At 63.0% G+C, this 10,590-nt stretch carries 6 protein-coding genes; 3 read left to right on the top strand and 3 right to left on the bottom strand.

The genetic code is table 11. From position 1 onward, the window contains the following. Window positions 1-495 precede the first annotated feature (495 nt). Together AC58EF_RS24975 and AC58EF_RS24970 are read left to right on the top strand one after the other, a co-directional pair. The gene (locus AC58EF_RS24975; protein ID WP_497279167.1) at window positions 496-1,584 is read left to right on the top strand and encodes a glycoside hydrolase family 68 protein; all 1,089 of its coding nucleotides are present in this window, start codon (window positions 496-498) and stop codon (window positions 1,582-1,584) included. A 59-nt stretch (window positions 1,585-1,643) separates the two neighbouring features. Next, window positions 1,644-3,851, top strand: coding sequence for an alpha-galactosidase (locus tag AC58EF_RS24970; RefSeq protein WP_497279166.1), 2,208 nt, complete (start codon window positions 1,644-1,646; stop codon window positions 3,849-3,851). Window positions 3,852-3,855: 4 nt separating this feature from the next. Here AC58EF_RS24970 and AC58EF_RS24965 read toward each other — a convergent pair whose 3' ends face one another. Then, entirely contained in the window at window positions 3,856-5,400 is a 1,545-nt protein-coding gene (locus AC58EF_RS24965) for a putative 2OG-Fe(II) oxygenase (protein ID WP_497279165.1), read from the bottom strand. A gap of 189 nt (window positions 5,401-5,589) precedes the next feature. On the opposite strand from AC58EF_RS24965, the gene AC58EF_RS24960 reads away from it, so the two are divergent. Continuing rightward, on the top strand, window positions 5,590-8,103 hold the full coding sequence (locus tag AC58EF_RS24960; protein ID WP_497279164.1) for a TonB-dependent receptor domain-containing protein: 2,514 nt from the start codon (window positions 5,590-5,592) through the stop codon (window positions 8,101-8,103). A gap of 96 nt (window positions 8,104-8,199) precedes the next feature. Here AC58EF_RS24960 and AC58EF_RS24955 read toward each other — a convergent pair whose 3' ends face one another. Further along, window positions 8,200-9,213: a LacI family DNA-binding transcriptional regulator gene (locus AC58EF_RS24955; protein ID WP_497279163.1), complete on the bottom strand. Its 1,014-nt coding sequence runs from the start codon at window positions 9,211-9,213 to the stop codon at window positions 8,200-8,202. A 58-nt stretch (window positions 9,214-9,271) separates the two neighbouring features. After that, a complete protein-coding gene (locus AC58EF_RS24950; RefSeq protein ID WP_497279161.1) occupies window positions 9,272-10,585 on the bottom strand; it encodes an MFS transporter in 1,314 nt (437 codons plus the stop codon). Window positions 10,586-10,590: the final 5 nt, after the last annotated feature.

Raw genomic sequence — 10,590 nt, 5'->3', positions numbered from 1 at the left:
TGCGCTTGATCGATGAGCGCGCGTCCGGTCAGCTTCGCTACCGTCGAACTACACCATCACCCGGGGCACGACCGACGCCCGTCGTTTCCGGAAGCATTCATAAATTTGTTTTGCGTCCATTGGAATCTGGAGAATGCCTTATCGACATGCCATCTTGAAAAAATCGTTCATTGGCATAATGTTATGGATGCCATAGTGCCATTCGGAATGGCATGTCAAATCGTTCTGAATCCGAAATGAGCCGTTTTGGTTGTCATTTGTCGAAGGCTTGTGGGCGCGCTCTGCGCAACCGCGGGTGAACTTTTCGTACGGTGGCGGCAAGACATAGCCCATCACTTGCCGCCAAGGCTATTGCAAACGTTTGCGGATACGTTTAACGCCCGATCCGGGAAATCGGTAAACCGTATGATGGCCTGACGGGTTTCCCAAATTCGGGGAGGATGTCATCAGGAAGTGCTTGATGACGCCTTCCGATTTTTCGGGAGGATCGTGGAGATGAGAGCCAATTGGAACGCCGAACATGTGCGCGGCATTTCCGGTTCCTCTCCGTCCCTGCCTCGCCTCGGTGCGAAAGATTTTGTCCGTGTTTCGCCGGATCTGGATATCTGGGATGCCTGGCCGGTGCAGCAGCGGGACGGAAATCCTCTGACGCTTGCGTCAAAGGCGCAGCTTTGGATGGCGCTGGGAGCGCCCCGCTTCAACGATCCTGACGAGCGCCATGGCCATGCGCGCATCCACCTGTTCCGCCATCTGGATGGCGTCTGGGATCATGTCGGCCCGGCCATGCCGGATGGTTTTTCGCCGGGAAGTCGCGAATGGTCCGGATCGGCTATTCTGGATCAACGCACGGGGGAGGTGATCCTCTATTTCACGGCAGCCGGGCGACGGGGGGAGGCGACACCCAGTTTCGAGCAGCGCATGTTCAGTGCGCGCGCCAGCTTGACGGAAGAGGCAAATCTGATCGATTGGCATGACCTGCGGGAGGTCATTGCGCCTGAGCCGAATTTCTACATGCCCACTGTCGGCGGCGGCGGCATTGGCACGATAAAGGCCTTTCGCGATCCCGCCTATTTTCGTGATCCGGCAGATGGCCGTCACTATCTCTTCTTCGCAGGCTCGCTGGCCAATTCGGATTCGGCCTTCAATGGCGTGATCGGTTTCGCGAGCGCGCCCGCAGAGCGATCCGACGAGTGGCGGATCGGGCCGCCGATCGTCTCGGCCGATGGTCTCAACAATGAACTGGAACGGCCGCATGTGGTCCATCATCAGGGGCGCTATTATCTGTTCTGGTCGACGCAGAGCCATGTCTTCAACCCGGACGGCCCGGCTGGTCCTACGGGCCTCTATGGCATGGTCGGCGACAGGCTGGACGGTCCGTGGCAGCCGATCAACGGCTCCGGGCTGGTTTTTGCCAACCCGCCACAGGCGCCGGCGCAAGGCTATAGCTGGATGGTGTTGCCGGACCTCGCCGTGACCAGCTTCGTCGACAATTGGGGAGGCGACCCGGAGCGGCGCTTCGGCGCGACCTTTGCGCCGTTCGCGCGCCTTTGGCTCGATGGCGACAGGGCCGGACTCGTGGCATGAGATGTCCGTTCGTCGCCCCGCACCGGGTAGGTCGTACATAAAAACAAAGGATGATGAGGATGCCATATTTTCGATCCATTCTTCTGACCGGCATGATCATCCTGCCTCTGGGTGTTCCGGCGACAACATGGGCCAAAGCCAGCGCGACGGCGGACGGGCGCGTGATGCGGCTCGATGGCGGCGGCGTGACCTATGCCATGGGCGTGGACGAGCAGGGCTATCTCCAACCGCTTTATTGGGGCGCGACGCTGGATGAGAAGGCGCCGCTCTCGGCCCGGCATCCCGCCGAGCTGTCCGGCTTCGACCCGGCGGGATCGATCACGCCGCAGGAATATGCCGGACAGGGCGAAGGGCTGGTCAGCGAGCCGGGGGTCAAGGCGGTGTTCGCCGACGGCAATCGCGACCTCGTTCTCAAATATCGAAGCCACAAACTGTCCGGTGAGACGCTTACGGTCGAATTGGCCGATATTCGTCGCCCGCTTACCGTTACGCTGCATTATGCGATCGATCCTGCAACGGGCGTGGTTGCACGCTCCGCCAATGTCCGCAATGGCGGCGACAAGCCGGTGCGCATCGATCAGCTCGCGGCGGCGACCTATACGCTCCCGGTCGGCAACGAATATCGTCTCCATTATCTGACCGGTCGCCACGCATCCGAATGGTCGCAGGTGGACATGGCGGTGACGCCTGCCTTGACCGTGCTGGAAAGTCGACGGGGATCGACCGGCCATGGCAACCAGCCCTGGTTCGCGATCGGGAAGGGCGGCAAGACCAGCGAGACGGACGGCCCGGTCTGGTATGGAGCGCTCGCCTGGTCCGGCTCCTTCCGCCTGTCGGTCGGCCTCGACAATCTCAGCCGGGTGCGGATCAGCGGCGGCTACAACCCCTATGACTTCAGCTGGACATTGAAGCCGGGCGAGAGCCTGGACACGCCGGTCTTCTACACGGGATATACGAACAAGGGGATGGGCGATGCGTCGCGCCGCTTCCATGCTTTCCAGCGCGCCAACATCCTTCCCGGCGGCGCCGGGGCGAAAATCCGGCCGGTTCTCTACAATAGCTGGGAAGCGACCACCTTCAACGTGACGCAGGCCGGGCAGATGGCGCTCGCCGAGAAGGCGGCTAAAATCGGGGTCGAGCGTTTCGTCGTCGATGATGGCTGGTTCGGCGCGCGCGATGACGACAAGGCCGGCCTGGGAGACTGGACGGTCAATCCGCGCAAATTCCCGAATGGTCTGAAGCCCTTGATCGACCGGGTGAAGGCGCTGGGCATGGATTTTGGTCTGTGGGTCGAACCGGAGATGGTGAACGCCAATTCCGACCTCTATCGCGCCCATCCCGACTGGGTCCTGAACTTTCCCGACCGGCCGCGCACCGAAGGGCGCAACCAGCTGGTCCTGAACCTGGCCCGGACGGATGTGCGCGACCATATATTGGGCGTGCTGGACCGGCTGGTGAGCCAGAACGACATCGCCTTCCTCAAATGGGATTATAACCGCAACTGGACCGAGGCAGGCTGGCCCGAATTGCCACCGGAGGATCAGCAGCGGGTGCAGGTCCAATATGTCCGCAACCTCTATCATATCCTGTCCGAATTGCGGCGGCGGCATCCGGGGCTGGAGATAGAAGGCTGTTCGGGCGGCGGCGGTCGTATCGACCTGGGTATCATGGCCCTCACCGACCAGAGCTGGACGTCGGACAATACGGATCCCTATGACCGCCTGATCATCCAGGACGGCTTTACCCAGGCCTATGCTCCCTCGATCATGATGGCATGGGTGACGGACAGCCCCAATTGGGCGAACGGGCGGGAAACCAGCCTCGACTATCGCTTCCTCTCCGCCATGCAGGGGAGCCTTGGTATCGGGGCCAATCTGGATCATTGGCGGGACGCGGATTTCGCCACGGCCGCGAAGTGGATTGCCGCGTATAAGATCATTCGGGAGATCGTGCAGCGCGGCGACCTCTACCGGATCGCGCCGCCGGGGCAGGATGCGGCAAGCTCCGCAACCTTCTATGTCACCCCCGACAAGCGCAGGGCGGTGCTGTTCCAGATGCTGCACAGTTCGCTGTTCCGCGACAATGCCGCGGCGCTTCATCCGGCGGGCCTCGATCCGGCGCGCAGCTACAGGGTGCGGATGCTGGACGCATCGGCATTGCCCGACGGCGTGCCGGCTGAAGCGAGCGGCGCCTACTGGATGGAGCAGGGACTGCGCCTGAAGCTGAAGGGCGATTACAAGGGTGCGGCTTTGCTGTTCGAAGGCTGAGCTTTCAGCGGCGCGGCGGGCTGATGTCGAAGGCGATGGACAGCCGCTCGCCATCCGCAAACGGCGCGGTGCCGTGCCAGAGGGTCGAGGGAAAGAGGATCAGGCGGCCCACCTTCGGTTCGATCTGGCCATAGGGTTCCAGGTTCAGCCCCAGTTCCGGCGGCGGCGAGCCGAAACGCAGCCAGCCTGATGGCGCGTCGCCCATCGCCGAGGGGGGCGGCAAGGCGATATATAGCGCGGAACTGATCCAGCCGACCGGATGGGTGTGGGCGGCATGAAACCCCTGCGCGCAGAGGCGCACGGACCAGCTTCCCGCCAATCGCACCTCGCCGCGGGGTTTCCCGAGCAACGGATGGTCCGGCTCGGGCGGCGGCAAGCGCGCGATATAGTCGTGCACGGCGGCCGCGATGGCGGCGCGGGTCCGCTGGATTATCGGTTCGTGGCGAAAGAGCAGGGGCCGGTCGGTCTGCGTGCCGCCGCGTACCGACTGATCGGGATAGGGGGCCGTGGCGGTGTGCAGCGTGCGGAGAAGGCCGGCCAGATCCGACAGTTCATGCGCGTCCAGGCCGATATCGGCGCTGTGTATCAGGGTATCGGGCCGGTCGAGCCACGCCGCTCGGTCATCCCCCAGCAGACGCCAGCCGACCGAGAGATAGGGCCAGAACAGGGGGGCGGACGGCAAGCCGATTTGCGCGAGAGCGATGTCCGTCGCCCTGTCCGGCGCGCCACAGCGCAGCGCATGGCGGACACGGGCGAGGGCCAGCCCGGAGTCGGGACGGTCGGCCAGCCTATCGAACAGATCGGGCCTGTCGTCCGCCGCACCCGATTCCGCTTCGAGATAGAGGCGTGCGACTTCCAGCGCGGCGGACTCTCCGCAGGCGCGGGCCGCATCGGTCAGCAGGGCGCCAGCGGCGTCCCATCGCTTCGCCTTCGCCAGCCAGTGAAACCGTGCGAGATGGAGCGCCAGATTGCGCGGCTCGGCGCGGAGCGCCGCGACAAAGTCTTCATCCTCTTCTCCGCTCGCCCCGACAAGGCGACGCAAGGTTGCCTGATAGCTTTGCCCCTCGATCCAGCCCGGCTGCGCTTCCAGCGTCGACGCCATCAGCGCCAGCGCCGCCTCGGCCTCTCCCTCCGCCGCCAGCGCGCCGGCATGGCTTCGGATCAACGCCAGGTCCGAAGGGGCGAGGGCGCGGGCGGCAGCGAAATGCGCGGAAGCGCTGCGCCCTGTTTCATAGCGCAACTGGGCGAGCAGGGCGTGCGCTGGCGGATCGCTCGCCGCCAGGGCTGTGGCGCGTTGGGCTGCGGTCAGCGCGGCCTCATGCGCCTGCGCCTCTCGCAAGACGAGCGCCTTCAGCCAGAGGAGGCGGGGGTGGTCCGGCCAGTGGAGGCTGGTCCGTTCAATCAGCAGGGCCAGATTTGCCTCGTCCCCCGAACGCAATGCGGCAAAGACGACCGATTCGATCGCTCTCAGCCAGGCGACGGCGTCGGGAGAAAGAGGCGAAGCCGGCTGAGCGGCTGCAAGATCGGCGTAACGGTGATGCTCTTCCATCCTCTGCCTTGCCTCTCATGACCTTGGCTCTCGGCCCCAATATTTGAGTCCGAATATAGCAGCTTGTCACTGCCCGGCCAGCGGATAAGCAAACGTTTGCTGAAATATGTTGCAAAGGTTTGCGGAGGCGCATATGCAGTCATTCAACCCGACCGCGAGGCAACGCGCGGCGGCCCTAAGGAGGGGATGATGAAGACCGTTTTTCAATTGAGCTGCATCTCGACCGCCGCCCTGGCGATGGCGTGCCTTTCCGAACCCGCGCTGGCGCAGGAGGCCGTGGCCGGCGAAGCGCAACAGTCGCCCGCCGCGCAGGAACGCGCGCCCGTCGGCGGCGAGGATATCGTCGTCACCGCTGCGGCAGGCGACAAATCGCGCTTTCGATCGTCTATTTCGGTGTCGCAGATAAGCCAGGAAGCGATCCAGAATTTCACGCCCCGCTCCGAAGCCGAAGTGTTGCGCTCCATACCCGGCCTCCAGCCGTCCGACACGGCGGGGCCGGGCGGGAACGCCAATATCGGCGTGCGCGGCATCCCGGTGTCGACCGGCGGTTCGGAATATGTCGCGCTTCAGGAGGACGGTCTGCCCGTCACCCTGTTCGGCGACATCCAGTTCGGCAATAATGACTATTGGCTGCGCTTCGACCAGAATGTGGAGCGTGTCGAAGCCGTGCGCGGCGGTTCCGCCTCCACCTTCGCCAGCCAGGCGCCCGGCGCGGTCATCAACTATATCAGCAAGACCGGGGAGAAGGAGGGCGGTTCCATCGGCCTGTCAAAGGGTGTTGGCTTCCGCGAAACCCGCGTCGATTTTGACTATGGCGGGCCGATCAGCGACACGCTGCGCTTCCATGTCGGCGGCTATGCCCGCGAAGGCGGCGGTCCCACCAGCGAGGATTTCAACATCCTGCGCGGCTATCAGGTGAAGGCCAACCTCACCAAGGAATTTGATGACGGCAAGGGCTATATCCGCTTCAACTTCAAGCGTCTGGATGAACATGCCCCGACCAACAGCACCATGCCGTCGCTGGTGAAGATCGATGGCAACAAGATCACCGACTTCAAGCCGCTGCCGAACTTCGACGCCCGCGATGGATCGACCTATTCCATCTATCAGCGCAGCTTTCAATATGTCGACAGCAACGGCCAGCTCAAAAATGCCGATGTGGAGGGCATCCATCCCCGCGTCACCTCCGTCGGCGCGCAGTTCCATTATGAACTGAGCGATGCGCTGACGGTCGACAATGCCTTCCGCTACACCGACATGAGCGGCAATTTCACCACCCAGTTCCTGAACGTTGCGACGACCGCCAGCGTGTTGGGATCGACCGTCAACGGCCAGACGGTGGGCGCGATCCGTTATGCGGCAGGCCCCAACAAGGGGCAGGACTATACCGGCGCCTATCTGAACAATAATCCGAACATCAACACGCTGATGAAGGATATGGGCAGCATCGCCAACAATCTGACGCTGACCGGCAAATTCGATGTCGGCGCGGGCAAGGTCACGGTGCAGGCGGGCTGGTTCCACATGAGCCAGAACATCGTCCAGGACTGGCATGTGAACCGCCAATATAGCGCGCTGGAAGGGGAAAATGCCGCGCCGCTCAATCTCTTCTCCACCACCGGCGCGCAAATCACCGCCGCCGGACAGGCGGGCTTCAACGACAATTGGGGCAATTGCTGCGCCCGCAGCGTCGACCTCAAATATACGGACGATGCGCCCTTCCTGTCCGCCAACTATTCGGGTGGCGGTTTCGACCTCGACGCCAGCGTCCGCTTCGACCGGGTGCGCGGCGAAGGCACGGCGCGCGCGGGCGTTGCCGGCCCCGATTACGTCGTCAGCGACGAGGTCGGCAGTGCGATCCTGCCGTCCATGCTGCCGGGCGGGGTAATCGAGCGGATCAACTACAAGCGCAGCTATACCAGTTGGTCGGTCGGCGCCCTCTATGCCTTCGACAACAGCACCAGCATCTTCGCCCGTGTCAGTCGCGGCGGGCGCTTCAACGCCGACCGGCGCACGCTGGGCGGCAACTTCAACGCCGACGGGTCGCTCAACAGCCAGGGCGCGCGCACGGCCATCAATTTCCTCAACCAGCAGGAAGTGGGCGTGAAGCATCGTGGCTTCGTCGGTGGGGCGGGCAATTATTCGGTGGAGATCACCGGCTTCCGCTCGACCCTTACCGAGAATAACTACGACTTCACCCGGATCAACAATCCGCCGCCGAACAATGACCCCAATATCTCCAACGACTATCGTTCCTGGGGTATCGAACTCACCGGACGGCTCAACATCGACAATTTTCATCTGGCGGTCGATGCGACCTGGGTGAACCCGAAGATCAGGGACAGCGCGACGGCGGCGCTGGTCGGCAACCGGCCGGGCGGCATTCCCAAGCTCACCTATCTGATCTCGCCATCCTATGATGCCGGCCTGTTCGCGGTGGGCTTGTCGGCGAGTGGCCAGAGCAGTGCGCCGAACGACGATTTCAACCTCTACACGGTGCGCGGCACCACCTTCTTCAACGGCTTCATCAAGGTGCGGCCGGTGGAGAATCTGGAACTGGGTCTCAACGCCAATAATCTCTTCGATACGCTGGGCTACCGTGGCGGCGGCCAATTGCTGCCGATCAGCGCGACGAGCGGCATCTTCCAGAACAGCGCGGTCTATGGCCGCACGGTGACGGCTTCGGTCCGCTACAATTTCTGATTCATTTCCAACGCCGGAACGACCTTTTTCATCCTCCCTGTAGGTCTTTTCCGGCCAACTTATGGGCCCGGTTCCGCAAGGAACCGGGCCTTTTCTTCAGCTTGATTCCCGCGTCACGATTTCCGGTTCGATCTGGATCGAGACAACCTCCTCGCCCGACAGCCGCTGACACAGAAGTTCGACCAACAGAGCCGCGCCGCGCTGGATATCCTGTCTTACCGTGGTCAGGGGCGGGTTTGACAGTTGCGCCAGCGGCACATCGTCGAAGCCCACCACCGAAAGCTGATCGGGTACGCGAATATCCCGTTCGGCGGCAGCGGTGATCACGCTCATAGCGGTCACGTCGGACGCGGCGAACACGCCGTCGGGGCGATGGCCGGCCGCAAAATAGTCCGCCGCGACACGATAGCTGGCCTCCGGCGTCACATGGGCATGGACCAGTTCGACCCGCTCCCGCGCATCGGCGGTCAGCGCGGACAGAAACCCCTGATAGCGGGCGGCAAATTCCGGCACGGCGACATTGCCGAAAAAGGCAAGCTTGCCGCGTCCGCGCTCCATCAGGTGCCTGGCGGCGAGGGCGCCTCCGGTCGCATTGTCGGTGCCGACGGTCAGATACTGGTTGTGCGCATCATGGGCGCCCCAGATGACGAGCGGGCGATAATGGCTGGCGGTGCGGTCCAGTACGGCGCTCTGGTCGGACTGTCCGATGATGATGACGCCATCGACACGACCCGCGCGAATGAAGTTGTCCAGCCAGTCGTCGCCATCGGGCAGCACGCGGGAGAGGAGCAGATCATACCCCCGCTCGGTCAGTTCGTCCGCCAGAAAGCCGAGCATGGCCATGAAGAAGGGATCGGACAGATGCTGTCCACGCTCATGGCCCAGCGGCAGCAATACGGCGATCGCCCCTGTACGCCCCAGCCGCAGATTTTGTGCTGCGACATTGAGCTGGAAGCCATGCTTGGCCGCCAATTCCTGAATGCGGCGGCGCGTTTCCTTGTTGAGCGCGCCCTTTGATGTCAGGGCGCGCGATACCGTGGACACCGAAACGCCCGCAATCCGGGCGAGGTCGGTTATGCTTCGGACAGGTTCGTCATGATGATCCGTCATGCCTATCGTCTAGGCTACACGAGGGCGCTGGACAATCCGATCAGCGACATGGCCGGCCTCAGGCGCTACGAGGGTTCCGCACGATCAAGGTGGCCGCGCCCGCAGCGATCATCATAAGGCCCGACATCCATATGATGTTACGCGGATCACCGTTGAGCAGAGGAAGATAGAGGAGCGGCACGATCAGCGTTTCCAGCAGCATGGGGATGACGATGAACATATTGAAAATGCCCATATAGACGCCGGTCCGTTCTGGCGGGATGGCGCTGGCCAGCATCACATAGGGATTGCCCATCATGCTGGCCCAGCCAATGCCGACGCCGATCATCAGCAGGAACAGGTGGATGGGGTCGTCCATGCCGGGGATCGCCAGCATTGCGGCGCCCGACAGGGCGACGGCGGCGGCGTGCACATAGTGCGGTCCGATCCGCCGGCTGAGCGGCACCATGGCGAAGGCGGCGAAAAAGGCCACGGCATTGTAGAGCGCACCGGCCTGGCCGGTGAGCAGCACCGCCTGGCGGAAGCCGCTGCTCGTTGGATCAGCGGTATCGAAAATCGCGCGGGCGAGCGCGAAGCTGATGAACTGCCAATAAGCGAACATGGCGAACCATTGCAGCAGCATCGACAGGCCAAGCTGGCGCATGGCCACAGGCATTTCGCGCACCGCAGCCCAGAAATCGCGCAGCGCCGTGCCGAAGGACAGTCGATCGCGCTGCATGTGGGCGATCTCCTCCGAAGAGAGCGGCAGTTCGGGAACGCGCAGCACCGACCAGAGGATAGTGGAAATCGAAATCACGGCGCCGATCAGAAAGGCGATCCGCGTGATGTCGGGTATCCCGTTCGCATCGACCAGATCGGCGTCGAAGCCGCACCAGACCAGTAGCGAGGGCGCCAGATAGGACAGGGTTTGCGCAAGCCCCGTGAAAGCGCTTTGCGTCAGGAAACCTACCGAACGCTGCCCTTCCTCCAGCCGGTCGCTGACATAGGCGCGATAGGGCTCCATGGTGATATTGTTCGCAGCGTCCAGCACCCACAAAAGGCTGGCCGCGAACCAGAGCGACGGGCTGTATGGCATCATCAACAGGCCCAGGCTGCACAGCACGGCGCCGATGAGGAAATAGGGTGTGCGTCGCCCCCATCGGCTGACAGTCCGGTCGCTGAGCGCGCCGACTATAGGCTGAACGAGCAGGCCCGTGACCGGCCCCGCCAGCCAGAGCAGCGGGAGATGTGCTTCGTCCGCGCCGAGATAGCGATAGATTGGACCCATATTGGCCTGTTGCAGGCCGAAGGAAAATTGGATGCCCAGAAAACCGAGATTCATTTCGACGATACGTGACAAGGGCATGATGGGTCTGACGACGCGGCCACGCATGACTT

It is taken from the genome of Sphingobium sp. WR1, assembly GCF_059693745.1.
The sequence above is the reverse complement of the archived record's forward strand: the minus strand, read 5'-3'. Positions and strand labels throughout refer to the sequence as shown.

Bases quoted from the DNA above. Each gene is read 5' to 3' on its own strand.
- AC58EF_RS24955 (WP_497279163.1), bottom strand. From the start codon at position 9,213: ATGACGGATCATCATGACGAACCTGTCCGAAGCATAACCGACCTCGCC.
- AC58EF_RS24970 (WP_497279166.1), top strand. From the start codon at position 1,644: ATGCCATATTTTCGATCCATTCTTCTGACCGGCATGATCATCCTGCCT.
- AC58EF_RS24965 (WP_497279165.1), bottom strand. From the start codon at position 5,400: ATGGAAGAGCATCACCGTTACGCCGATCTTGCAGCCGCTCAGCCGGCT.
- AC58EF_RS24975 (WP_497279167.1), top strand. From the start codon at position 496: ATGAGAGCCAATTGGAACGCCGAACATGTGCGCGGCATTTCCGGTTCC.
- AC58EF_RS24960 (WP_497279164.1), top strand. From the start codon at position 5,590: ATGAAGACCGTTTTTCAATTGAGCTGCATCTCGACCGCCGCCCTGGCG.
- AC58EF_RS24950 (WP_497279161.1), bottom strand. From the start codon at position 10,585: ATGCGTGGCCGCGTCGTCAGACCCATCATGCCCTTGTCACGTATCGTC.